Annotated in this window: 20 protein-coding genes, 5 tRNA genes and 1 other annotated feature; all 25 genes read right to left on the minus strand. The window is 63.7% G+C overall.

Going from position 1 to position 24,474, the window contains the following annotated elements; translation table 11 throughout:
- Positions 1-5 precede the first annotated feature (5 nt).
- A complete protein-coding gene (locus QMC81_05915; GenBank protein ID MDI6907008.1) occupies positions 6-1,622 on the minus strand; it encodes an efflux RND transporter periplasmic adaptor subunit in 1,617 nt (538 codons plus the stop codon).
- Positions 1,623-1,706: 84 nt separating this feature from the next.
- The gene (locus QMC81_05920; protein ID MDI6907009.1) at positions 1,707-2,807 is read right to left on the minus strand and encodes a TolC family protein; all 1,101 of its coding nucleotides are present in this window, start codon (positions 2,805-2,807) and stop codon (positions 1,707-1,709) included.
- 763 nt (positions 2,808-3,570) lie between these two features.
- Complete coding sequence (locus tag QMC81_05925) at positions 3,571-4,131, minus strand: hypothetical protein (GenBank protein MDI6907010.1); 561 nt, start codon at positions 4,129-4,131, stop codon at positions 3,571-3,573.
- A 475-nt stretch (positions 4,132-4,606) separates the two neighbouring features.
- On the minus strand, positions 4,607-6,154 hold the full coding sequence (locus QMC81_05930; protein MDI6907011.1) for an ATP-binding protein: 1,548 nt from the start codon (positions 6,152-6,154) through the stop codon (positions 4,607-4,609).
- On the minus strand, positions 6,151-6,834 hold the full coding sequence (locus QMC81_05935; protein ID MDI6907012.1) for a response regulator transcription factor: 684 nt from the start codon (positions 6,832-6,834) through the stop codon (positions 6,151-6,153). The genes QMC81_05930 and QMC81_05935 overlap by 4 nt, the downstream gene beginning before the upstream one ends.
- A 137-nt stretch (positions 6,835-6,971) precedes the next feature.
- Complete coding sequence (locus tag QMC81_05940) at positions 6,972-7,811, minus strand: 1,4-dihydroxy-6-naphthoate synthase (protein MDI6907013.1); 840 nt, start codon at positions 7,809-7,811, stop codon at positions 6,972-6,974.
- The gene (locus QMC81_05945) at positions 7,808-8,449 is read right to left on the minus strand and encodes a futalosine hydrolase (GenBank protein MDI6907014.1); all 642 of its coding nucleotides are present in this window, start codon (positions 8,447-8,449) and stop codon (positions 7,808-7,810) included. The genes QMC81_05940 and QMC81_05945 overlap by 4 nt, the downstream gene beginning before the upstream one ends.
- Positions 8,450-8,526: 77 nt before the next feature.
- Positions 8,527-8,622: transfer RNA gene (locus QMC81_05950), tRNA-Ser, on the minus strand.
- A 24-nt stretch (positions 8,623-8,646) separates the two neighbouring features.
- Positions 8,647-9,129, minus strand: coding sequence for a tRNA adenosine(34) deaminase TadA (gene tadA / locus QMC81_05955; GenBank protein MDI6907015.1), 483 nt, complete (start codon positions 9,127-9,129; stop codon positions 8,647-8,649).
- Positions 9,130-9,306: 177 nt separating this feature from the next.
- A tRNA-Arg gene (locus QMC81_05960) sits at positions 9,307-9,383 on the minus strand.
- A 182-nt stretch (positions 9,384-9,565) separates the two neighbouring features.
- Positions 9,566-9,641, minus strand: a tRNA-Arg gene (locus QMC81_05965).
- Positions 9,642-9,646: 5 nt separating this feature from the next.
- Positions 9,647-9,740: transfer RNA gene (locus QMC81_05970), tRNA-Ser, on the minus strand.
- A 59-nt stretch (positions 9,741-9,799) separates the two neighbouring features.
- Positions 9,800-9,889, minus strand: a tRNA-Ser gene (locus QMC81_05975).
- A gap of 73 nt (positions 9,890-9,962) precedes the next feature.
- A complete protein-coding gene (gene serS, locus QMC81_05980; protein ID MDI6907016.1) occupies positions 9,963-11,240 on the minus strand; it encodes a serine--tRNA ligase in 1,278 nt (425 codons plus the stop codon).
- A 109-nt stretch (positions 11,241-11,349) separates the two neighbouring features.
- Positions 11,350-12,930 (minus strand): phosphoglycerate dehydrogenase, encoded by a 1,581-nt coding sequence (serA, locus tag QMC81_05985; GenBank protein MDI6907017.1) that lies wholly within the window; start codon positions 12,928-12,930, stop codon positions 11,350-11,352.
- A 42-nt stretch (positions 12,931-12,972) separates the two neighbouring features.
- A complete protein-coding gene (locus QMC81_05990; protein MDI6907018.1) occupies positions 12,973-14,133 on the minus strand; it encodes an alanine--glyoxylate aminotransferase family protein in 1,161 nt (386 codons plus the stop codon).
- A 49-nt stretch (positions 14,134-14,182) separates the two neighbouring features.
- Positions 14,183-14,409, minus strand: a binding site (T-box leader).
- Positions 14,410-14,469: 60 nt separating this feature from the next.
- Positions 14,470-15,057, minus strand: coding sequence for a pyridoxal 5'-phosphate synthase glutaminase subunit PdxT (gene pdxT, locus QMC81_05995; protein ID MDI6907019.1), 588 nt, complete (start codon positions 15,055-15,057; stop codon positions 14,470-14,472).
- Between the two features lie 4 nt (positions 15,058-15,061).
- Complete coding sequence (gene pdxS, locus QMC81_06000; protein ID MDI6907020.1) at positions 15,062-15,946, minus strand: pyridoxal 5'-phosphate synthase lyase subunit PdxS; 885 nt, start codon at positions 15,944-15,946, stop codon at positions 15,062-15,064.
- Positions 15,947-16,306: 360 nt separating this feature from the next.
- Positions 16,307-16,759 (minus strand): universal stress protein, encoded by a 453-nt coding sequence (locus tag QMC81_06005; GenBank protein MDI6907021.1) that lies wholly within the window; start codon positions 16,757-16,759, stop codon positions 16,307-16,309.
- A gap of 30 nt (positions 16,760-16,789) precedes the next feature.
- Positions 16,790-17,239: a universal stress protein gene (locus QMC81_06010; protein MDI6907022.1), complete on the minus strand. Its 450-nt coding sequence runs from the start codon at positions 17,237-17,239 to the stop codon at positions 16,790-16,792.
- A gap of 92 nt (positions 17,240-17,331) precedes the next feature.
- On the minus strand, positions 17,332-19,749 hold the full coding sequence (gene gyrA, locus QMC81_06015; protein MDI6907023.1) for a DNA gyrase subunit A: 2,418 nt from the start codon (positions 19,747-19,749) through the stop codon (positions 17,332-17,334).
- A 131-nt stretch (positions 19,750-19,880) separates the two neighbouring features.
- Positions 19,881-21,779 (minus strand): DNA topoisomerase (ATP-hydrolyzing) subunit B, encoded by a 1,899-nt coding sequence (gene gyrB, locus QMC81_06020; GenBank protein ID MDI6907024.1) that lies wholly within the window; start codon positions 21,777-21,779, stop codon positions 19,881-19,883.
- An 85-nt stretch (positions 21,780-21,864) separates the two neighbouring features.
- Entirely contained in the window at positions 21,865-22,125 is a 261-nt protein-coding gene (locus tag QMC81_06025) for a DUF370 domain-containing protein (protein MDI6907025.1), read from the minus strand.
- A gap of 1 nt (position 22,126) precedes the next feature.
- Positions 22,127-23,236, minus strand: a complete 1,110-nt coding sequence (recF, locus tag QMC81_06030; GenBank protein ID MDI6907026.1) for a DNA replication and repair protein RecF — start codon at positions 23,234-23,236, stop codon at positions 22,127-22,129.
- Positions 23,237-23,286: 50 nt separating this feature from the next.
- Positions 23,287-24,399, minus strand: a complete 1,113-nt coding sequence (gene dnaN / locus QMC81_06035; GenBank protein ID MDI6907027.1) for a DNA polymerase III subunit beta — start codon at positions 24,397-24,399, stop codon at positions 23,287-23,289.
- Between the last annotated feature and the right edge of the window lie 75 nt (positions 24,400-24,474).

The following is a 24,474-nucleotide window of genomic DNA, read 5'->3' on the forward strand; positions in this document are numbered from 1 at the left end:
ATCCCTTACCTCCCCATCATTGGTGGGCCCATCGGTTGCATCTGTCTCGTCGTCGTTGATCTACCGCTCGTACCGCTGCTCGTTGCCTGTTTTTCGGTACTGGCGCCAATGATGACCTGTTCGCCAACATCCAGTCCGCTGATGACTTCGATGTTGCTGGCATCGCTTAAACCTGTCACAATGTGCCGTAGCTGCGGGCGTCCATTTTCCAGGACCAGCACTGTGGCCTGTTTACCGTTACCCTCAGCACCCTCTCCCTGCTTCGGCTCAACGCTGCCAGTCGCGCCGCCAGGCGCTGCTTCCATACGAGCGCGGACCTGTTCACGAGTAACCGTCGCCTTGCCGCTGCCAGGCTCACCACCAGGTACTGCCCCTGTCGTCTTGCCGCTGCCGGTCGCCGGCCGTGTTCCGCCCTCGTTGCCACCCGAAGCTGCTATGGCCTGATTTTTGGCCGCGTACGTAATGGCCGCTTGGGGAATGGTAATAACATCGTCCTTCTGGTTAACGATAATCCTGACACTCGCCGACATGCCGGCCTTGAGAAGTTGATCGGGATCGTCCACGGAAGCATCCACATCATACAACTGCACGTTGCTTTCCGTCGTCGCTTCGGCGGCGATGCGGGTCACCTTGCCCGTAAAGGTCCTCTCAGGGTAAGCATTGACGGTAAAGGTCACCGTTTGGCCGACTTTGGCGCGGCCGATGTCGGCCTCGTTGACCTGGATGGACAGCCGCAGGTCCGAGGTCAGCAGGGATATAAAACCGTTGGTCGTGTCATCGTTGCTGCCGCCGCCGCTGATGTGCTGGCCCACCTCACCTTCGACGTCCGTCACGAATCCGTTCCATGGAGCACGCAGTTCGGCGGCGTCGAGGTTGTTCTGCGCCTCCTGCAAACCGGCAAGTGCGCCCTGAACCTGAGCTTCGGCGGCGGCCAGATCTTCCGGTTGAGTGCCTTCCTGAAGTTCTTTCAGGGCCGCCTTCGCGTAGCGCAACTTCGCGGCGGCCGCGTCACGGTCGGCAACGGACCTGTCCAGATCGGCCCGGGTCAGAAAACCGGCCTCAAAGAGGGCTTGATTCGCTTTCAGGGTCTCTTCGGCATTATGGTACGTACTTTGGGCTTCGATCAGATCCGCCTCCGCCTGGGCCAGTTCGGTAGCCTTGGGTCCGGCCTGCAGCTTGCGCAGCTCCGCCAGATTGGCCTCATAGTTCGCTTTGGCTTGGGCCAGTTCCGCCTCCAAACTCGAAGTGTCAAGGCACGCCAACAGTTCTCCGGCCTTGACGTAATCGCCGGGTTTAACAAAAATCGCTGCAATTTTGCCGCTGTTTTGAAAGTTTAAACCGATACTTTTTTGCGCCTCAACCATTCCTGTGGCGCTAATCGACTCGACGATACTACCCTGGCTCGCAGGCATCGTCATATACTTTGCCTGGGCTTCCCCGCCAAGCCACCGGTATCCGACCCCGGCCCCCAGAACGGCCAAAAATCCGAGAATGATGAACAGTTTTCGCCGCGGCTGCCGCCTGAAAAAAGGCAGCGCTTTCGCCGCGGCGGCCCGTATACTCAAAAGCCGTCCTCGCACGCCGCGTCCTGACTCTGTCGGCAGTGAACCTTCCGAAACCAAAACCGTATTCCCCCTCGATTTCCTTGTGGTGCGCCACCCGTAACCGGCGTTAATCCCGATGAACCCCTCGCCCGTGGTGTGCGACTAGCTATACGATGCCGCCCAGGGTTTTTCAAACAGCCGCTTGTTGTATGCGTACTGGATGGCCGTCTGCTTCAACGACAGCCTGGCCTCGGCCAGGGCCGCCTCGGCCTCCGTCACTTCGGCCGCCGTGGCCAAACCTGACCGCTGCAGGATCTGCTTGACCCGGAGGTCGGCCTCCGCCACCGCGATGTTCTTTTCGGCCAGGGCGTAGGACCGCTCCAGTTCCTGGAGGGTGTAGTAAAGGTTTCGCATCTGCAGCCGTACCGCGTCCTTGGCATTCTTCACGTCGAGTTCGGCCTGCTCCACCTCCTCGTCCTCCGCCGCGTCCCAGTAGGACAGGTCTTCCGTGTACTTGGCGTTCTGCTCGGCGATCCACACGGAAGGGCTCTCATCCAGGACCCGGTTGACCTCGGCCTCCAGGTTGTCCACCGCCAGCGGCGAGAACTCCACGTCATCCGCCAACGCCGGCCGGTCGGTCAGGGATAAACCCACCAGTTGATCGAACTGTATGTAGGCCGTCTCCACGCCGTTTTTGGCCGCGTCCAGGTCGCCCTGCGCCTTGAGCAGCGCCTTCTCGGCCGCGTCCAGGCTCATGACCGTCTTCCCGCCCAGGGTCACCGAGGAGCCGTACTTGCTGACCAGCCCGCGGTCGTAGACGATACGGGTCTTGCCCAGGTCCAGCTCGGCCTTTTTCACGGCCGCTTCCGCGGCGGCCACCTTCTCCTGCGCCTCGAGAATGCCCCAGTACAGCTGACACGCCTTCAGGGTCACGCCATCCAGGGCGGCATCGTAGTTTTTCTTCGCCTTCTGCCACCCCAGGTCGGCCTGGAGTACCGCGGCCCACGCCGCGTCCATGTCACTGCCGTCGCTGTAGACGTCCTCGACCACGGTGTCGTACCTGTCCTCCGCTTTATCGTATGAGGATTCGGCCCTGTCGATTTCCAGCTCCGCCTTCTGGGCCGCGATGCTGTACTTGACGGCCATAGCAATCGCTTGGTTAAGCGTAAGGCCGGATGGTGTGGCTTCCCCGGCCCAGGCAACCCCCGGGCCGGAAAGCCCGAAACAGGTAATGAGAACCAATGAAATCAACTTCTTTAGCACGCTACCCCACCTCCGTTCCATATTTCAGGGTTATCGATACGGCCATCGTCATCCTCAGCGCGCACCTGATCACCTTCCTTGGCATCCTTTACCAGTATTCTAGCTACGAGATATGACCTTGTTGTGGACAAAACGTGACAGCTCTGTGAACCCCAGCCCCCGAGACCTGGTCGCAGGTGGTTCAGCATCGCAAGGCATATGTTTTTCTTCTTGAGTCTTAATAGCAACATTTGATAAAACCTTGACCAGGTAACCAAACAACAACAAAAGGTAGTAGGCTGCAACGAACAGGATGTCCTCCGAGGCGTCGGCTTGGCCCGCCGCCCGGAAGGTCCATCGTCGATTGACGAAGATACTGTTGGCGATGCCGGCGCATAGGAAAGTGTCTGGGCCGGCAGGTACGGCACCCCGCCCAGAGTCAGCAGGAGAAAAGACGCCAAATCGACCTCCGTGTTGCCGACCCCGACGATGCAGAAGCGCAGGAACTGGACGGCTCCGTGCTTATTGCTGAACATTCCGCGCCTCGCCCCCCTTTAAGCTTTCACGCTGTTTCACAACCACTGCCGAAATAATACCCGCGCCGCCTGAATCGCCCCTTAACGGAAACTGAACGTTGATTGAATACCGGCTGAGTGTACGCTGAAGGAGCATCTTGGGCCGCCCCGGAATGCCCGCCCGAGCATTAGACGAGCCAGGCAGCACCCGAAGCGAATGCTGCCTGCACCACGAACCAACGGACAATATCCTTGATCGGCTTCTCCCCTCAGGAAGCCGGCGGCTCCGGCGGAGCCCCTTCACCCCTCTCCGGCCCCGCGTCCAACTTATCAAGATCCATATTCTGTAATCCGGCCAATATGCTCCGGGCCTGCTCGGCGGTCATTTTCCCCTGGGCCACCTCTTCGTCCAGCCTTGCTTTTGTCTCGGCCAACAGTTTCTCCTTAAGCTGCGCCAGCGTCATCCCCTTGGCGGCGGCCAACTGCTCCAGGGTTTTCCCGGATTTCAACGCGGTCTGCAGTTCCTCGGCGGTCATGCCGAGAATCCCGGCTATGTCCTCCATCGGACCGCCCCGGGGACCGCCCCCCGGCACAGCGCCCTGCTTCGGCTGCCGATCCTGGTCGGCGGAGGCGGTGCCGCCGTCGTTGCCCGCCGCCGCCGGCTCTTCCGCCCGGCCGGTACCCGCATCCGAGGGCGCCTCGGAAACAACCGCCTGTTGCGAGGTATCGGTCGCCTGACCGCCGTCCGCGCCGGCATTGCTCTTACAACCCACCGACCCGAACAACAAAGCCACTGTCAGACCCAGGAGCAGCCACTTCTTTTTGTTCATCTCCCAGCCTCCGAATTCCAACCTCCGATTGCCATCGCCGAACATCGTCGGACCCGGCCCGGATCACGCCGATAATGTCGCCCCTTTGCCGCGACCCGGCCGGCACAACAACCCTTTTGCAGAAAACACCTCCTGTCCCAAAGTCCACTGTGCCGCTTGTGTCCACCTTGCCAAATAATACCCGCGTTGCCTGAATCATCCCTTAGCGAAAACTGAACATTGCTTGAAGTACGGCTGAACATCGGCTGAAAATCGGGGGAACGCAAAAAGGGGCTGTTGAAAAACTTCGCCTGGCTTTGTCACGCTCGCCGCCCAGTACCCACGTACCACCCAGTACGCTCCGCGCTGGCTGGCTTCGCCTTCCGCGCCATGCTCGTTTTTGAACAGCCCCCGTTTTTTCAACAGGGCCAAAGCGGCATTCAAAGCGAATTCCGCTACCGTCGACAACAAATATGCATAACTAATCAGGAGACATTTAAGTTACTGCGGGAAGCCGGATATAAAACGTCGTTCCCTCTCCCTCCCGGCTTTCAACGCTCATGGTTCCGCCGTGCGCGCTGACGATGGCCTTGCTGATCGCCAGACCCAGACCCGCCCCGCCGTGTCTGCGCGTCCGGGAGGCGTCGCTGCGGTAAAAGCGGTCGAAGATATGGGGGAGATGATCGGCGCTGATCCCCGGTCCGTTATCCTGAACGGACAATTGCACGCCGTCGCTCCCGGTCGACAGCGACAAGCGGATATGACCCCTTTCCGGATCCGTGTACTGCACCGCGTTGTGAAACAGATTCAAGATCACCTGTTTCATCTTGTCGGCGTTAAACCTGCACCTCACGTCCGGTTCGACCGACAGGTCAAGCCTCCTTTCGCCGGCCAGGATACGGAGCTGCGGCTCCATGTCCCGGATGAGGCCGTCCAGCAGACCTTCCGTGAGTTCGATGCGCGGTGCGCGGTCGAGTTTGGCCAGGAGAAGAAGGTCGTGTACCAGCTTGCTGAGCCGTTCCGATTCGCCGTGCATACTTTTGAGCGCCTTGTGCAGTTGATCCGGCTGATCCGCCGCGCCGCGCAGCAGTACTTCCAGGAAGCCGTGGATAGAGGTCAGCGGCGTGCGGAGTTCATGGGAGGCGTCGGCGATGAAGCGGCGCATCTGCTCCCTGGCTTCCCTTTCCGCGGCGAAGGAGGCCTCCAGCCGCTCCAGCATGCCGTTAAAGGATTCGGCCAAACGATCGATTTCCATCTGTCCCTGGCGGGTCGGGAAACGCCTGGCCAGGTTTCCGGCATCGATCTCTTCCGCGGTGTACACCATATTGGATAAAGGAACCAGCGTTCTTCTGATCACCGGCATGAAGCCGAGCAGGCCGAACAGCATGGCGATGAGGGAAAGAAACGAAAAAGAAAGCAGTTGACGGACAAGCAGCTCCTTGAGCGGGCCCGTCAAGGTGCTTACTTGAACGACGCCCAGCGGCCGTCCGTGATCGAAAACCGGATGCAATACCACCAACTGCTCTGCTCCGCCTTCATCGACGATCCTGTAGTCCGGTCCCGGTTTTTTCCGTAAAACATCCGGACGCAGCGGCCGATCCGCTCCCGGAGGTTTTATGCCGCCGGCGCCGTCAACCGTTCCGCCGTTCGGCTCCGGGCTTTTCCGCAATACTTCCAGGTACTCCTGCTCGTCCAATCTCGGAGGGCTTTCGTCGCCAGGGCCGCTCGACAAAACGGCATAGTTGCCGTCGGCGTCCACGAAGGCCAGGTTCGCGCCGGGGACAAAAAAGAACGGCGGACGCCTATCGCCGTTTTCCCAACCTGCGCCGAGAAGCCGCCAGGCATCCGGATGAACGGACATAATTTGGCTCAGCATGCTGGCGGCTTTGTTTCTGCAAATGACATCTCGCATAAAAGCATATTGAAGCAAACCGATAAGGAAAAGCAAAACGGCGAGGATTAACAGCGAGCGGGACAGCAGTTGCGTCCGGAGTGAACCGGGGGCAAACAGGAGTCTGAACCGCGTCCTTGCCCTTTGAATCATGCCGGGTCAACCCGGTATCCTGATCCGCGAACAGTGCGTATCAATTGATGGTCTTTGTCTCCCAGCTTATCCCGTAAGGAGCGGACATACACCTCAACGATGTTTTCCTCGCCTCCGAAGTCATAACCCCATACCTTATCCAGAATCATTGCTTTACTCAAAACCAATCCGTGGTTGAGAACCAGGAATTTAAGGAGTTCGTACTCCGTCGGGGAGAGTTCCAGGGCGCGGTTTTCGAAGCGGATTTCCCTACGGCGGTCATCAATACGAAACGGCCCGATCACGACCTCTCCGAACAGATGCGGAAACTGGTTGCGGAGCCGGGCGTGAATCCTGGCCAGGAGTTCCTCGAAACTGAACGGTTTTACCATGTAATCATCGGCTCCGAGATTAAGACCCTTCACCCGGTCATCCACTTCATCCCTGGCCGTGAGCATGATCACCGCCACATTGTCCATCTTCTTGATCATCCGGCAGACTTCGAAGCCGTCCATTCCGGGCATCATAACATCAAGGATGACGACATGCGGCCGGAACTGCTTCAGCAGGGTGACGGCCCTCATACCGTCCTGGGCGCTTTGCACGGCGAACCCTTCGTTCTGCAGACCGATTTCCAGAAACTGCAGGATGTTGGGTTCATCGTCCACCAACAGTATTCTGATGCCGCTTAATTGCTGCATTTCGGATCAGCACCCTTATGGTTATCCGTTAGACAGTACGGCAGTTATATTATCCGGGTCTCAACTGAAATCCGGCTGAATACGACCTGAAAAGTTGTTGAACATCCGCAGTTGCCATTGCAGGGGCGGACGACCTTCTATCGCATCCGCAGCGCCGCCGGATCCACCTCCGGGACCAGCCCCGCCCGCGCGGCCTGGCCGAGCAGGACGGTTACCGCCGCGTAGCCCGTCTCGCCCAGATTCATGGAGAACTCGTTCACGTAAAGCTCGATGTGCGCTCTTACCACTTCCGGGGACAACTCCTGGGCGTGGCGCAGCACGTACTCCTGCGACGCCTCCGGGTGTGCCCGGGCGTATTCCACCGATGCCCGGATCCAGCCGGCGATCGCCGGCAGATCCAGTGACCGGCGGGCGATGATCGCGCCCAGCGGCAGCGGCAGGTTGGTATCGGCCTCCCACCAACGGCCTAAGTCAGCTAAGAGAGTCAGTCCATACGAAGGATAGGTGAAGCGCGCCTCGTGGATCACCAGCCCGGCATCAACCACCCCGTCGCGCACCGCCGGCATGATCCTGTGAAACGGCAGCACCACGATCTCCCCCACGTCCCCCGGCACGTGCGCGGCGGCCCACAGCCGGAACAGTAAGTAGGCGGTCGACCGCTCGCCCGGTACCGCCACCCGTCGGCCGGCCAGCGTCTCCGGACCGCCGCCTGCTCTATTTGACGTCAACACCAGCGGCCCGCATCCCCGGCCCACCGCCCCCCCGCACGGCAGCAGCGCGTATTCGGACAACACCCATGGGAGCGCCGCATACGAAATCTTGATGACATCGGGCCCGCCGGGGCCGGCCGCCAAACTGTTCGTGATGTCGATATCGGCGTAGGTCACGTTTAGCTTCGGTGCACCGGGGATCAGTCCGTGTACCCAGGCGTGGAAAATGAAGGTGTCGTTGGGGCAGGGAGAGAAGGCGACTTTCATGCTAACACCTCCGATAACACCGAGCCGGCAGCCTGCAGAACGTCCAGGGCCTCTTTGATACGCCACGCGTTCCGGTCGCGTGGGCCGACCAGGTTCGAGATAGCGCGGATTTCCAGAACGGGTACACAACGCTCGTGCGCGGCGAAAGCCACGCCATACCCCTCCATGGCCTCCGCGGCGGCCCCCGGCACCCGTGCGGCCAGTTCCGCGGCGCTCTCGGCCGTCCCCGTCCCCGTCGCCACCGTGAGCACAGGGCCGGTCCTGACCGTAAGCCCGGCCGCGGCCAGCGCCCCGGTCACCGCTTTCACCAGGCCGGCATCGACCGGGAGGCGGGTGGAGCCGAAACCGAGCTCATCCAGACTGCTGAAACCTTCGGGGGTCTCAACTCCCAGGTCGGCGGCGACGATCTCGTCCGCCACCACGAGGGAGCCCACCTCGGCCCTACCGGCAAATCCCCCGCCGATACCGGCACTCACGACCAGGTCGTACCCGGCGGTGGCCAACACCTTCGCTGTGTTGGCCGCGGCCGCTACCGGACCGACACCGGCGACCAGGACGTCAAACATCCTGTCGCCGTGCAGCCCGCGCAACACCGCTTCCCTCTCCGCCGCAACGGCGGTCACCACGAGGATACGCATTCCCGCTTCCCACCTGCCGGAGTCCATAATAAGAGGGGTTTCGCGCCCGAAGCACGAAACCCCTTCATCTCTTGATATGGCGGAGAGAGTGGGATTCGAACCCACGAGGCGGATTTTGGTCCGCCTACTCGATTTCGAGTCGAGCGCCTTCAACCAGACTCAGCCATCTCTCCGCTTGTTGACGTATTTGTTTGTGGTCACTCCTCTTCCCGGCGCAGCCGGGCGAAGAAGCGCTGCAGGAGCGCCGCGCACTCCCCGGCCAGGATCCCGCCGATGACCTCCACTTGGTGGTTGAAGCGGGGCTCGCGCAGGAGCTCGACTACCGATCCGGCCGCTCCGGCCTTGGGGTCCTCGGCCCCGTAAACCACCTGCGCCACCCGCGCCTGCACCAAGGCGCCGGCACACATCGGGCAGGGCTCCAGGGTGACGTAGACGGCGGCGTTTTCCAGCCGCCAGCCGCCGAGGACGCGGGCCGCCGCGCGCATGGCGACGATCTCGGCGTGCGCCGTGACGTCGTTTTGCGTCTCCCGCAGGTTATGCCCCCGGGCGACGATCCGGCCGCCGACGGCCACCACCGCCCCCACGGGCACTTCCCCGAGGGCCAGGGCCTTTTCGGCCTCGGCCAGCGCCTCGCGCATCAGCGCCTCGTGCGCATTCAGAACCGCCTTACCAAAACGCAACGTAAAAACCCGGCTTTATGAGATGCGAGAGGTGAGTGAGAGGTGGGATGTGAGAGGTGAGAGGTGGGATGCTTGAAGGGATTCGCTTCGCGAATTCCCATCCGCTGTTCCCACTTCTCACTTCCCGCTCCCACTTCCCATCTCTCACTTCCAACCTCCCACTTCCCACTTCTCAAATGGTGCGCCCGGAGGGACTCGAACCCCCGGCACGCGGTTTAGGAAACCGCTGCTCTGTCCTCCTGAGCTACGGGCGCAAGTAAGTCGTCGGTCAGCGGTCGTCGGGGATACAGGATAAGACAGAGAAATCCGCCCCCGGCGAATTCCCTGACCGCCCTGACCGACTGCAGGTCGGCACCCTAAACATTGTAAAAGTGAGAATGTCAGAAGGCATACCTTTGCCATCCTACCTCCGACCTCTCACTTCCCACTTCTCAAATGGCGCGCCCGGAGGGATTCGAACCCCCAACCTACAGATCCGTAGTCTGGTGCTCTATCCATTGAGCTACGGGCGCGTATCTGGCGGAGAGAGTGGGATTCGAACCCACGAGGCAGGTTTTGCCCACCTACTCCCTTAGCAGGGGAGCGCCTTCGACCGGCTCGGCCATCTCTCCAAACTCTTTAGCTTTAACGACGGAAGACTCGGGCGGCCTCCCACCGGCAGCCTCCATAATGGCGGAGGGGGTGGGATTCGAACCCACGGAACCCGTAAGGGTTCAACGGTTTTCAAGACCGCCTCCTTAAACCGCTCGGACACCCCTCCGTATGGGCGGCGTCTCGCGCAAATATCATTTTAGCATGGCCCCTGGTACCTGTCAATAAAGGCCCCCGGCTTCTCAGCGGGCGGCGATGCGCTCCAGTCCTCCCATGTAGGGCCTTAAGACCTCCGGCACGGTCACCGAGCCGTCGGCCTCCTGGCAGTTCTCCAGGATGGCGGCCGTGGTGCGCCCGACGGCGATCCCCGAACCGTTCAGGGTGTGCACGAACTCGGCCTTGCCGCGCGGCTCCCGGCGGAAGCGGATGTTCGCGCGCCGCGCCTGGAAGTCGGTGAAGTTGGAGCAGGACGAGATCTCCTTGTAGCCCTCGGAACTGGGCAGCCAGACCTCCAGGTCGTAGGTCTTGGCGGCAGAGAAGCCCAGGTCCCCGGTGCAGAGGACGATGATGCGGTAGGGCAGCCCCAGGAGCTGCAGGACCTCTTCGGCGTCGTGGACGAGCTTCTCCAGCTCCTCGTCCGACTCCTCGGGGCGGCAGAACTTGACCATTTCGACCTTGTTGAACTGGTGCTGGCGGATGAGGCCCCTCGTCTCCCGCCCGGCGGCCCCGGCCTCGGCGCGGAAGCAGGCGCTGTAGGCGGCGAAGCGCAGGGGCAGCAACTCGCCGTCCAGGATCTCGTCGCGGTAGTAGTTCGTCACCGGGACCTCCGCGGTCGGGATCAGGTAGTAGTCGGTGTTCTCGACCTTGAACATGTCCTCGGCGAACTTCGGCAGCTGGCCCGTGCCGGTCATGCTGTCGCCGTTGACCAGGAAGGGCGGGAAGAGTTCCGTGTACCCGTGGCGGTTGATGTGCAGGTCGAGCATGAAGTTGATCAACGCGCGCTCCAGGCGGGCGCCGGCGCCCTTGTAGAAGCAGAAGCGCGCGCCGCTCACCTTCCCCGCCCGGGGGAAGTCGAGGATGTCCAGGGCCTCGCCGACGTCCCAGTGCGGCCGGGGCGCAAAGCCGAACTTGCGGGGCTCTCCCCAGCGGCGGACCTCGGGGTTGTCCTGCTCGTCGCGCCCGAAGGGCACCGACGGGTGGGGGATGTTCGGGATCTGCAGGAGCAGGGCGTTAAGCTCCGCCTCGCACTCCTTGATCTCCTCGTCCAGGTCCTTGATACGCTGGGAGACCTCCCGCATCTGTGTGATGAGGTCCGCGGCGTCCGCCCCGGTCCTCTTCAGGCGGGCGATCTCCTCGGATACGCTGTTCCGCCGGCTCTTGAGCCGGTCGGCGGTGAAGATCATCTGCCGCCATCGTTCGTCAAGGTCGAGGACCCGGTTCAGGTCGAAGTCCAGGCCCCTCCTCTCCAGGGAGGTCCGGACGATCTCCGGGTTCTTGCGGACGTATTTCAGATCCAGCATGAAACTCTCTCGCCTCGCTTCCGTGTTCCGAGCGGGTCACGGGCGGACGCCCGCATCCGTCCGCGACCCGCTTGCCGACGACCGACGCCCGACGACCGACGACTGAATTTTACAGGCTCACCTGGCGCACCCCGAGCACGCCGTCCACCTTGGCGATCTCCTCGAGCGTTTCAGGCGGGACGGGGCTGTCGATGGTCAGGACCATGACCGCCTTGCCGCCGACCGCCTTGCGCCCGACCTGCATGGCGGCGATGTTGATGTCGTGGGCGCCGATCAGGGTCCCCACCCGGCCGATGATGCGCGGCTTGTCAATGTGCGGGATGACCAGCATGTGCCCCCTGGGCACGGCGTCGATACGGTAGCCGTCGATGAAGACCACCCGGGGGTCGAAGCCCTGGAAGAGGGTGCCGGCGAGTTCGTGTTCCGACTCGCTGGCCGTGACCTTCACCGTCATCAGGCTGGCGTAGTCCTCGGCGCGCTCGGAGCGGGTCTCGGTGATCTCGATGCCGCGATCCCGGGCGACCAGCATGGCGTTGACGTAGTTGACCCGCTGCTGCAGGATGCTGTCCAGGAGCCCCTTGACCAGGGCCGTGGTCAAAGGCGTCACCGGCTTGGCGGCCAACTCGCCGTTGTAGGTGACCGAGACCGCCTTGATCCGCCCGCTGACCAGCTGCGCCTGGAAGCGCCCGAGCCTTTCGGCCAGCCCCAGGTACGGCCGGACCGCCTGCAGCTCGGCGGGCTTTAAGGCCGGGATGTTCACGGCGTTCTTGACCAGCTCGCCCCGCAGGGCGGAGACGATCTCCTCGGCCACGTCGACCGCCACGCTGACCTGGGCCTCGCGCGTGGACGCTCCCAGGTGCGGGGTGGCGATGAAGTTCGGCAGTCTCAAGAGGGGGCTTTCGGTCTGGGGCTCGACCTCGAAGACGTCGAGCGCCGCCCCGGCCACTTTCCCGGAGGTGACGGCCTTGTAGAGCGCATCCTCGTCGACGATGCCGCCGCGGGCGCAGTTGATGACCCGCACCCCTTCCTTCATCAGGCCGAAGGCCCGCTCGTCCAGCATGTGGTAGGTCTCCTTGGTCTTCGGCATGTGGATGGTGATAAAGTCGGCCTCGCGCAGGACGTCGTCCAGGGAGCCCAGCCGCACGCCCAGTTCCCGCGCCCGTTCCTCGGTGATGTACGGGTCGTAGGCCAGGACGTCCATCTCCATCGCCTGGGCCCTCTTGGCCACCCCGCTGCCGATGCGACCCAGGCCGAGGATGCCCAGGGTCTTGTTTCGCAGCTCCACGCCGACGAAGGCCTTCTTGTCCCAGACCCCGGACTTCAGGCGGGCGTCGGCCTGGGGGACGTTCCGCGCCAGGGCGAGCATCAGGGCCATGGTATGTTCGGTGGCGGCGATCGTGTTCCCCTCCGGGGCGTTGACGACGATGATTCCCTTCTCGGTGGCGTGTGCCACGTTGATGTTGTCCACGCCCACGCCGGCGCGGCCGATGACCTTCAGGTTCGCGGCGCGGTCGATGACCTCGGCCGTGACCTTGGTGGCGCTGCGCACGATCAGGGCGTCAAAGCCCGGGATGATCTCCAGGAGTTCCTCCGGGGTCATCTTGTTGCGGACCTCCACCTCTATGCCGGGCTCGCGCTTTAAGACCTCGACCCCTTCCTGGTTGACGTTGTCGGTTACCAGCACACGCATTTCTTGTCTCCGCCTCCCGTAGTCAATCATTAACCGCCTTCACTATTCCTTCTGCTCTTCTACCACAAAGACTTCCTGCGCCGCGCGTACGCCGGACCCGAGGGTCACCGGTATCCCGAGCGCCGCCAGGCCCATCTCCAGGGCCGCCAGGGCCGCCAGAACGTCCAGCCGGTCGGCGTAACCCATATGGGCGATGCGGAAGACCTTCCCCTTGAGTTGCGCCTGGCCGCCGGCGAACAGGACGTTGTAGCGGTCCAGGAGGAGCTTCCGCAGGTCGTCGGCGTTGATCCCCGCCGGCGCCTTGACCGCCGTGACCACCGGGGAGCAGACCGCCTCCTCGACCGGCAGGAGCTCCAGGCTCAGGGCCTTCACGCCGGCGCGGGCGGCCCGGCCCAGCAGACGGTGGCGGGCGTAGACGTTCTCCATCCCCTCGGCCAGCATCAGGTCCAGGGCCGCCTCCAGGCCGAAGAAGAGGGAAACCGCCGGGGTGTAGGCCGTGTTCCACTTGGCCAGGGACTTGCGCGCCGCCTCCAGGCTGAAGTAGTAGCGCGGAGAGCGGCACTGGGCGACCCTCGCCCAGGCCTTTTCGCTGACGCTGATGACCGCCAGGCCGGGCGGCGTCATGAGGGCCTTCTGGCTGGCCGTCACCACGATATCAACGCCCCACTCGTCGGTCTTCAGTTCGATGCCGCCCAGGCCGCTGACGGCGTCGACGCAGAGGATCGCCCGGTGTTCGCGTACCAGCGCCGCCAGCGCGGCGATGTCGTTGGTCACGCCGGTCGAGGTCTCATTCTGGGTGGCCAGGACGGCCTTTATCTCCGGGTCGGCCGTAAGCCGGGCGCGGACCTGCTCCAGGTCGTAGGACCGGCCCCACTCGAAAGCCAGTTCGATGACCTCCGCCCCGTATATCCCGGCCAGGTCGCGAAAGCGCTCGCCGAATTTGCCCCCGACCAGGGCCAGCACCCGGTCGCCGGGGTTGACGGTGTTCGCCACCGCGGCCTCCAGGCCGCCGGTTCCCGAACCGGTGAGGATGAACACCTCGTTCTTCGTCTGGAGGACCTGCCGGAGTTTACCGGTCAGGCGTTCGATGACGGCCGCGAAGTCCTTGCTCCGGTGCCCGATCATCGGGCGGGCCATGGCCTCGCTGACCTCCGGCGGCACGGGGGTCGGGCCGGGGATCATCAGGCGCAGTTTCCTGGTCATAGTCGGTCTTCCTCTCCTCCTGTAAAATAAACAACCCCTCGCCCCAAAAACAAGGGACGAGAGGCTTGCTCCCGCGTTGCCACCCTTTTTGGCCGTCTTCACGGCCCTCTCTCGCCGCCGCTAACGGCTGCGGCCGCCGTCCCCGCCTAGTCCGGACCACCGTTTCAGCGGGACCCCTTCGGGGAGGAATTCCCCGCCTTCCCCGCCGGTTCGCACCGCCCACCGGCTCTCTGTTTGGAAGAAGCTGCGGGTACTTTGCCCCTGCATAGGGTTTGCCGTTTATCGGATGACAAAACCAATTCTACTATAACTTCGCCCGCAAGGCAAGAAATTTCTTCACGAGGCGGCAAGATCCAAGAAATAACGGTGCAGCCGCCGGTCGGGGGTCAGTTCCGGGTGGAAGGCCGCGGCCAGGAGTCGGCCCTGCCTCACGAGGACGATCTTGCCGTCGAACGAAGCCAGGACCTCTGTTCCGGGGCCGACCGCCGTGACATAGGGGGCACGGATGTAGACCGCCCGCACCGGCTCCGGGCCCAGCGCCGCGACGTGCAGGTCGGTCTCGAAGCTGTCGACCTGGCGCCCGAAGGCGTTACGCCGGACGGTGATGTTCATCAGGCCCAGGCGGGGCTGGGGCACCCCGTCGATGTCCTGCGCGTCCTCGATCTCCTTCGCCAGGAGCACCATCCCGGCGCAGGTCCCGAAGATCGGCCACCCGGCCTCCCCTTTCTCACGGACCGGGTCGAGCAAGCCGTATTCTTTCATCAGCTTGCCGATCGTCGTGCTCTCGCCGCCCGGGATGATCAGGGCCCGGCACTCATCCAGCCGGCCGGGCTTGCGGATTTCCACCGCCTCGCAGCCCAGCTCGCGGATGGCGCGGGCATGCTCGATGAAGGCCCCCTGCAGGGCCAGGATACCGACGCGCATTCCCTTACCAGCCCCGGTCCTGCATCCGCTCGTGCGGGGCGATGCTCGAGATCTCCAGGCCGGGCATGGCCTCGCCCAGGTCGCGCGAGATCTCGGCCAGGATCTGCGGGTCGTTGTAGTGGGTGGTGGCGGCGACGATGGCCCTGGCGCGGGCCGCCGGGTTGGAGGACTTGAAGATGCCCGACCCGACGAAGATGCCGTCACAGCCGAGCTGCATCATCAGGGCGGCGTCGGCCGGAGTGGCGATCCCGCCGGCGGCGAAGTTGACGACCGGGAGGCGGCCCAACTCGGCCACCTGGGTCACCAGATCGTAGGGCGCGCCCATCTCCTTGGCGGCGTTGACCAGCTCCTCCCTGGGGAGCACGGTCAGGCGGCGGATCTCGTCGCTCACCAGGCGCATGTGGCGCACGGCCTCGACCACGTTACCGGTGCCCGGCTCGCCTTTCGTGCGGATCATGGCCGCGCCCTCGGCGATCCGGCGCAGGGCCTCGCCCAGGTTCCGCGCTCCGCAGACGAAGGGAACCTTGAAGAGGTGCTTGTTGATATGGAACTGCTCATCGGCGGGGGTCAGGACCTCGCTCTCGTCGATGTAGTCCACCCCGAGGGCCTCGAGGATCTGCGCCTCCACGAAATGGCCGATGCGCACCTTGGCCATCACGGGGATGCTGACGGCGTCCTGGATGCGCTTGATGACCGTCGGGTCGGCCATCCGGGCCACCCCGCCGGCGGCACGGATATCGGCCGGCACCCGCTCCAGGGCCATCACGGCGCAGGCCCCGGCCTCTTCGGCGATCCTGGCCTGCTCCGGGGTGGTGACGTCCATGATGACGCCGCCCTTGAGCATTTCAGCCAGGCCTTTCTTAACCGTCCAGGTTCCCTTTTCGACCATTGAACAGATGCCTCCCGCTGAGAACTTTCTGCTTTTGCCCTATGATACGGGAATATATTACATCAACCATCGGCGTGAAACAACCGCCTCCTGCCGGCATGGGAAACATTGCTGCGCGAAGAGGATGGATTCCGTACGCAACCTATAGTCAAATGACAACTGCCGGAGGGGAAGAGGTATGGACATGCGTGACGACGAGAAGGGCCAAAAGGCGGCCCCGCAAAACAGGAGCAGACGGTCCACCGCGCCGAAGGGTTAAAGGGCATAGCGCCGGAGCCTGATGAACTCACGGCGTGGGACGTAAACCCCGAGTTGCAGGACACAGGTACCGACCAGGAACGGTGAGTGGCGGCCGACGGTCTAACGCACGAGCAGGACCGGGATCTTGGAGAGGTGCACCACCTTGTGGGCCACGCTGCCCAGGACCAGGCCCTCGAAGCCCTTCAATCCCCGGGTACCGACGGCGATCAGGTCGAAGTCGCGCCGCTCGGCGTAACGGCAGATCCGTTCGGCGGGATCACCGAAGCGGTGCTCGTAGATGATCTCCAGCCCTTCCCCGGCGAAATACTCCTTATACTTCTTCTCGATATTCGTGATGCTTTCCTCGACGGTCTCCATCAGCTTATCGTGCATAATAAACGAGAACTCGATCTCCTCGCCCTCTTGCTTCGGGCCGGACCTTTCGGCCGCGGGGAAGACCGAGAGGACGGTCACGCGGACCTGCGGATTCCTCTTCATCATCTCGATCACGAAATCCGCCGCGCGGAAGGATGACTTGGAGCCGTCGCCGGCCAGGAGAATATTGAATGCCATTGCCTTCCTGCCTCCTCCCTCTCTCTCTTGCTACTTCACCAGGATTACCGGGCACGGGGCCATCTGCAGCACCTTGTGGCTCACGCTTCCGATGAGAATCTCCTGGATGCCGCTCGCCCCCCGGGTACCCATGACGATGAGGTCAAACTGGCCGTCCCGGGCGTATTCGCAGATTTCCTCCGCCGGGTTGCCTTTTCTGTAGGCGGTGGCCGCCGTGAACCCCTCCTTCTCGAGCACGGCCATGGTCCGGTTCAGGATCTCGGCGCGCTCCTCTTCAAACAGTTCTTCAATACTCGCCGCGGCCTTGCCCCGCTCGGCCGCCACCCAGAAGAGCTTCCGGGCCACGAAACGCCGGGGGACGTTGACCACGTTGAACACCGTCACTTCGATCTCCGGGTTCAGCCGTAAAAGCTTTACGGTGTACTCGGCGGCGCGCAGCGAATTCTCCGAACCGTCGGTGGGGATCAAGACCTTCTTCAACAACCGTTAACCCCCCTTTATCTTTAAGGTTAATTGGTTCCGTTAGAAGTACCGTAGAAGTACCGTTTGACGGCCGACGATCGACGACCGTCCTAGTCGTCCGGGGTAATGCGCGCCAGGGCCACCAGGGAGTCGCCCTCGCCCAAGCGCATCAGCAGGACGCCCTGGGTGGCGCGTCCCTGCACCGAGATCTCCCCGGTCTTGATACGGATGACCACCCCGGCCCGGCTGACCAGGACCACCTCTTCCCGGGGCGTGACCACCTGCAGGCCCACCACGCGGCCGTTGCGCTTGGACGGACGGATGGCGATGATGCCCTTGCCCCCGCGGCCCTGGGTGCGAAAGTCGCTGAGGGGGGTGAGCTTGCCGTAGCCCTTCTCGGTGACCACCAGCAGATGGGCGCCGGGTTGCACGTGCTCCATGCCGACCACGGCGTCCCCTCCGGTCAGCGAGATGCCGCGGACGCCGCGCGCGGTACGTCCCATGGGCCGCACGTCCTCTTCCCGAAACCTGATGGCCAGGCCCCGCCGCGTACCGATCAGCACTTCCTGGTCGCCCTTGGTGATGGTCACAGCGACCAGTTCGTCCCCCTCGTCGAGGGAGATGGCGATCAGGCCGTCGCGGCGGACGGTGTCGAACTCCTCCAGCCGCGTCTTCTTGACCACCCCGCGGCGCGTGACCATGAGGAGGTACTCGCCGGAGTCGAAGCTCTTAACGGGAATGATGGCCGTCACCCGTTCGTCGTTGCCCAGGAGCAAAAGGTTCACCAGCGCCGTTCCGCGGGCGTGCCGCCCGGCCTCCGGGATCTCGTAGACCTTGACGCGGTAAGCCTTGCCCCGCTCCGTGAAGAAGAGCAGGTAGTCGTGCGTCCGGGTCACGAAGAGGTCCTTGACGAAGTCCTCGATCCTGGGCTCGACCCCGGTGACGCCCCGCCCGCCGCGGCGCTGGCTGCGGTAGACGTTCAGCGGCATCCGCTTGACGTAGCCCTCGTGGGTGATGGTCACCACGACGTCCTCCTGCGGGATCAGGTCCTCGGGGCGGAAGGACGTCTCGTCGCGGGCGATCTCGGTCCGCCGCGCGTCGGCGAACTTCTTCCTGACCTCCGCCAACTCGTCCTTGATGATGCCCAGTACGAGTTTCTCATCGGCCAGCACGGCCTGGAGATAATCGATGCGGGCGACGAGTTCCCGGTACTCCTCCTCCAGCTTCTCCCGCTCCAGGGCGGTCAGGCGGTGCAGGCGCATGTCGAGGATGGCCTGCGCCTGCTTCTCGGAGAGGCCGAAGTTCTCCATCAGGGCCGCCCGGGCCGTGTTGACGTCGCGCGAGCGGCGGATGATGCGGATGACCTCGTCCAGGTGCTGCAGAGCGATGCGCAGGCCCTCGACGATGTGCATCCGGGCGCGCGCCTGTTCCAGCTCGTAGCGCGTCCGCCGCGTGACGACCTCCCGCTGGTGGTCCAGGTAATGGTGCAGGATGTCTTTCAGGCCCATCACCCGCGGCTGCCCGTGCACGAGGGCGAGCATGATCACGCCGAAGGTCTCCTGCAGCTGGGTGTGCTTGTAGAGATGGTTGAGGACGACCCGGGCGTTGGCGTCGCGCCGTACCTCGATGACGACGCGCATGCCGTTGCGGTCGGACTCGTCCCGCAAATCGCTGATGCCGTCGATCTTCTTCTCCCGCACCAGGGCTGCGATCTTCTCCACGAGCCGCGCCTTGTTCACCTGGAACGGGAGTTCACTGATGATGATCACCGGCCGGTGACCCTGCTTCTCGATCACCGCCCGGCCGCGGACCTTGATACTCCCCCGTCCGGTCCGGTAGGCATCCTGGATGCCCTCGCGGCCCATGATGATCCCGGCCGTGGGGAAATCCGGGCCCGGGATGAAGCGCATGAGTTCCTCCAGTTCGGCCTCCGGGTGGTCGATGTAGTGGACCAGGCCGTCGATGACCTCGCCCAGATTGTGGGGCGGGATGTTGGTGGCCATGCCCACCGCGATGCCCGAGGAGCCGTTGACGAGCAGGTTGGGGATGCGCGAGGGCAGGACGACGGGCTCCTTGGTGCTGCCGTCGTAGTTGGGGATGAAGTCGACGGTCTCCTTGTCGATGTCGGCCAGCATCTGCGCCGTGATACGGGCCATCCGAACCTCGGTGTAGCGCATCGCCGCGGGGGCGTCGCCGTCGACCGAGCCGAAGTTGCCGTGCCCGTCGACCAGCGGGTAGCGCGAGGAGAAGTCCTGCGCCAGCCGCACCAGGGCGTCGTAGATGGCGGCGTCGCCGTGGGGGTGGAACTTGGCCATCACCTCGCCGACGACGTAGGCCGACTTGCGGTGCGGCTTCTCCGCCGTCACGCCGAGGTTGTGCATGGCGTACAGGATACGCCGGTGCACCGGTTTCAGCCCGTCCCGGACATCCGGGAGGGCGCGCCCGACGATGACGCTCATGGCGTAGTCCAGGTAGGACTGGCGCATCTCGCGGCCGATGTCAATGGGGATGACCTTACCGGCATTCAAGGCCAACTAAACTTCCTCCTCCCGCTGGGATGTGAGACGTGGGATGTTGGAAGTGAGAGACTTGAAGGACTTCGCTCAGCGAATTCCCATCCGCTGTTCCCACATCTCAAGTCTCACCTCCCAACATCCCATTAGACGTCCAGGTTCCGGACCTCGCGGGCATGGCGCTGGATGAACTCCCGCCGCGGCTCGACCTGGTCGCCCATCAGGGTAGTGAACAGAACTTCGGCGGCCATGGCGTCCTCGATACTGACCTGCAGGACAGTCCGCCGTTCGGGGTCCATGGTCGTCTCCCACAGCTGCTCGGGATTCATCTCGCCGAGGCCTTTGTAGCGCTGAATGCTGATCTCCTTGCCGCCGTGCTCCTTCAGGTAAGCCTCAAGCTCGGCGTCGCTGTAGAGATAGGTGTTTTCCTTGCCCTTCTTCACCCGGTAGAGGGGCGGCTGGGCGATATAGACGTAGCCCCGCTCGATCATGGGGCGCATGTAGCGGTAGAAGAAGGTCAGCAGCAGGGTACGGATGTGGGCGCCGTCGACGTCGGCGTCGGTCATCAGGGTCACGCGGTGGTAGCGGGCCTTATTGATGTCGAAATCCTCGCTGACCCCGGTGCCGATGGCCGTGATCAGGGCCCGGATCTCCTCGTTACCCAGGATCTTGTCCTGCCGGGCCTTTTCCACGTTCAGGATCTTGCCCCTCAGGGGCAGGATGGCCTGGAAGCGGCGGTCGCGGCCCTGCTTGGCCGACCCGCCGGCCGAGTCGCCCTCGACGATGTACAATTCGGACACCGCCGGGTCCCGCTCCGAGCAGTCGGCCAGCTTCCCGGGCAGGGCGCTGGACTCCAGAAGGCTCTTTCGCTTGGTCAGTTCGCGCGCCCGCCGGGCGGCCTCCCGGGCGCGGGCGGCGATGACGGCGCGGTCGATGATGCGGCGCCCCACCGCCGGGTTCTCCTCCAGGTAGATCGCCAGGCGCTGGGAGACGACATTGTCCACGATTCCCCGGACCTCGCTGTTGCCCAGCTTGGTCTTGGTCTGACCCTCGAACTGCGGGTCGGGGACCTTGACGCTGATTACCGCGGTGAGGCCCTCGCGGACGTCTTCCCCGCCGAAACCCCCGTTCTTCAGCAGGTTGTACTTCTTGCCGTAGTCGTTGATGACCCGCGTCAGGGCCGCGCGGAAGCCGGCCTCGTGGACCCCGCCGTCAATGGTGCGGATGGTGTTGGCGTAGGAGTAGATCAGCTCCCGGTCGCTGTTGACGTACTGGAAGGCGACTTCGACCCAGACGTCCTGCCGCTTGTCTTCAAAATGCACCGGGTCCGGGGGCAGGGTTTCCTTCTTGGCCGTCAGGTAACGGACATAGTCCTTGATCCCGCCGGCGTGCTGGAAGACCTGCTCCTCCCCCGTCCGCTCGTCGCGGAAGACGATTGTCACCCCGGCGTTAAGGAAGGAGAGTTCGCGCAGGCGCTGCGCCACGGTTTCGTATTCAAAATGGGTCGTTTCGAAAATCTCCGGGTCGGGAGCGAAGGTCACCGTGGTGCCGGTGTCGTGAGCCTCGCTGAGCCGTTCCAGTTCCGAAACCGGCACGCCCCGGGCGAAGCGCTGACGGTAGATATGCCCGTCGCGCTTGACCTCCACCACCAGGGATTGGGAAAGGGCGTTGACCACCGAGACGCCCACGCCGTGCAGTCCGCCGGAGATCTTGTAGAGGCCCCCGCCGAACTTCCCGCCGGCGTGGAGCTTGGTGAGCACGACCTCCAGGGCCGGTCGCCCGACCTGGGGATGGATGTCCACCGGGATACCGCGACCGTTGTCGCTCACGGTCACCGATTCATCCGGGTGGATGGTCACCTCGATGTAGTCGCAATAGCCCGCCAGGGCCTCGTCGATACTGTTGTCGACCACCTCGTAGACCAGGTGGTGCAGTCCCCGCGGCCCGGTGGACCCGATGTACATCCCGGGACGCTTGCGAACGGCCTCCAGCCCCTCAAGGACCTGGATATCCTGGGCATCGTATCCGGTATGGTTTTTTTCCAAAAACCCCTTCTCCTCCTCAACCTGCCGTGGCAGGCCGCTCTAAACACTCCAGATAATTATTCTACCACATCTCAGTCGGCAATGATTAGTCATTAACGCTCCCCGAGCCGGAAAGAGCACGCTTTTTCAAGGTGCTGCAGGAAATCGGGGAAATGTAAACGCGGTCGGTTGTAATGACGAAGGAGCGATGCCTTTCCCCCTCTTCTATAATTGTTTCCAGAAGTCCCTCGCTGCGAACCATGCGGAGAAAATCACGCGTCGGCGTGGCCATCCTCGTCTGCAGGTCCAGGATGGCGATGATATCCTTCTTGGAAACCATCACGTCGGCCCCTAAATGCAAGAACATCCTACCCCTCGTCCCCTTTCTTCAGAATTCTGCCTTCTTCGACATAAAACACCCTGTCGCCGTAGCCCGCGGCCAGCGAATCCCGGTTTACGGTGATAAAGGCCTGTCCCCGGCCGCGCAGGCCGGCCAGCAGCCTTTCCTGGCGCCCCTCGTCCAGCTCGTAGAGGACATCGTCCAGGAGGACGATGGGGTCCGATCCCAGGCGTTCCCGCCAGAGGTTCAGCTGGGCCATCTTGAGGGCCAGTATGATGGAGCGCTGTTGCCCCTGGGAGGCGAAAAGCCGCGCGGGACGGCCGCCGAGCGTCAGGCCCAGGTCGTCGCGGTGGGGACCGACCGTGGTCTGGCCGCTGCCCGTGTCACGCGGGTAGGCGGTCTCCAGCGCCTTCAGCAGGGCCTCCGCCACGTCCGCCTCGGTCAGCCCTGCCAGTTCGACTGCGCTCAGGTAACGCAGCCCCAGTTCCTCCCCCCCTCCGGCCCCGGTCCAGGCGGCGTACGCCCCGGCCACCGCCGGGGCCAGGCGGCGCAAAATCTCAAGGCGCGTTACGACGACCCGGGCGCCGTACCGGGCGACCTGCTCGGTCCAGAGAGCAAAGGAGGGGTCTTTCGACGGCGCCGGGGCGCGCAGCAGCGCGTTGCGCTGGGCCACCGCCCGGCGGTAGGCCTGAATGTCGTCCAGGTAGCCGGGCCGCAGGGGGCCCAGTTCCAGGTCCATGAAGCGGCGCCGGTATTGCGGGCCGCTTTTGATCAGCCAGAGGTCGTCGGGCGTAAAGAGGACAAGGCCGGTCTCGGCGCCGAGGGTGCTGCGGGAAACTGTCTCCCCGGCAAGGGTGCTGCGCCGGCCTTCCGGCCCCAGGGCAAAGGCCACCTCGACCCTTCCCGCGGGAGTGTGCAACACCCCCTTAACCTCGGTCCCCCGGGCACCCCAGGCGATGACCTCGCCCTGCCGCACGGCGCGGTAGGAAAAGCCGCGTAACAGCATATAGCAGGCCTCGATGAGGTTCGATTTCCCCTGGGCGTTACGCCCGCAGACAATGTTTAAACCGGGGTGGGGCTGGAGACTGAATGTACGATAGTTGCGAAAATCCCGGCCCTCGAGTTGTTCCAGCCACAAAGCTCCCCGAGTCTCCTCCCTGCCCCGTTTGCCGTCGGACTATGTCTTCCTTACGCCAGCCGGACCGGCAGCACCAGGCCCAGGTAGCCGTTATCCTCCGCCACCGGCCGGATCAGGGCGGGGCCGACGGGCCCGTTGAACTCCAGGCTCACCGGCGCCGGGCCGGCCGCCCGCAGGGCGTCGATGAGATACCCGGCGTTGAAGGCGACCTGCAGCGCCTCACCATCCAGGGCGGCGGGCAACTCCTCTATCAGGGAGCCCACCTGGGAACGCGCCGAGATGGTCAACTCGGTTGCCTTGAGTTCCAGGACCACCAGCGGGGTCTCGTTGGCGGCCAGCGTCGAGGCACGCTCCACCGCGGCCAGAAGGGTGAGGGGCTCCACCTGGTCCAGGCGGGAACGGTAACCGCCCGGGATCACCTGCCGGTAGTCGGGGAACTGCCCTTCGATCAGGCGGGTCAGGACGCGAACCGGGCCGTTGGCAAAGGTGGCGTAGCTGTCGGCGACGGCCACCTCCGTTTCCTCGTCCTCGGCCGCGCTGAGTAAACGACCCAGCTCGCCCAGGGCCTTCCCCGGCAGAATAACGTTGGTCAGATTAATGTCGCTCCCCGGGAGGTCGACCCGCGCCAGCGCCAGGCGGTGGGTGTCGGTGGCCACCGCCCGCAGCTCCTGCTCGGTGAGTTCCAGCAGGATACCGGTGAACACCGGCCGCAGCTCGTCCTGGCCGACGGCGTAAAGGACCTGGCGGGTGACGTCCCGCAGGACCTCGCTGCGGAGGCTGAACTGCGCTCTGGGCGTCAGGACCGGCAGGTGGGGAAACTCCTCGGCGGCGTAACCGTTGAGGCTGGCTTCCGCCCGGCCGTAACGGATGGCGGCGCTGTACGAGGAAAGGTCGGCGATGAAGGACACCGGGCCCTCCGGCAGGCGGCGGATGATCTCCGAAAAGTAGCGGGCCGGCAGGACTATGGATCCCGGTATGATGTCGGAGGCCGTGAGCCGGCAGCTGATGTAGAATTCAAGGTTGGTGCCGGTGAACGTAAGCCCCTCTTCGTCGGCTTCGATAAGGATCCCGCCCAGTACAGGCATGGGGCTCTTGCCGGCCACGGCGCGTCCAACGGTGGTGATACCGGTCAAAAGGTTGTCCCGGGTTGTTTTGAAGCGCATCGTCACACCTCCGGAGATCGTCATGCGGGATAGGATTTTAAGGTATCAAATGACCGTGGTCGTAACCGTATGGGC

The organism is Thermoanaerobacterales bacterium (genome assembly GCA_030019475.1).
Taxonomy (GTDB): domain Bacteria; phylum Bacillota; class Desulfotomaculia; order Desulfotomaculales; family JASEER01; genus JASEER01.